This is a genomic window from Pseudomonas sp. HY2-MNA-CIBAN-0224 (assembly GCF_040310285.1).
In the GTDB taxonomy this organism is placed as follows: domain Bacteria; phylum Pseudomonadota; class Gammaproteobacteria; order Pseudomonadales; family Pseudomonadaceae; genus Aquipseudomonas; species Aquipseudomonas helleri.
In genome coordinates this window covers 1-332 of sequence record NZ_JBEOPQ010000300.1, presented here as the reverse complement: position 1 = coordinate 332, position 332 = coordinate 1, and the positions used below count along the sequence as shown (strand labels likewise).

The window sequence follows — 332 nt, the reverse complement described above, 5'->3', positions numbered from 1 at the left end:
GAATGAGATCGTACGAATTGATGGCTTTGAAAAATTTTTCACGTCATATATGTTAGAACAAACTGCAAATATGAAAAGCACTTACTCAGTGCGATTATATGAGTTGCTTATACAATGGAAAAGCACTAAAAACACCCCTGTCTTTGAATTGAAAAGATTTAGGGAGCAGTTAGGTATAGGTGATGAAGAATATACGAGGATGGATAACTTTAAAAAACGTATTTTAGATTCTTCAATCGAAGAGATTAATGAGAAGTCAGATATTAAAGTCAGTTATGAACAGGTCAAAAAAGGCAGAACCATAACAGGCTTTAAATTCAAAGTATTAGCTA

At 32.5% G+C, this 332-nt stretch carries 1 pseudogene; it reads left to right on the top strand.

What is annotated here, in order from left to right:
* Window positions 1–49: 49 nt before the first annotated feature.
* A pseudogene (locus AAEZ03_RS26495) lies at window positions 50–332 on the top strand (replication initiation protein); the annotation flags it as partial.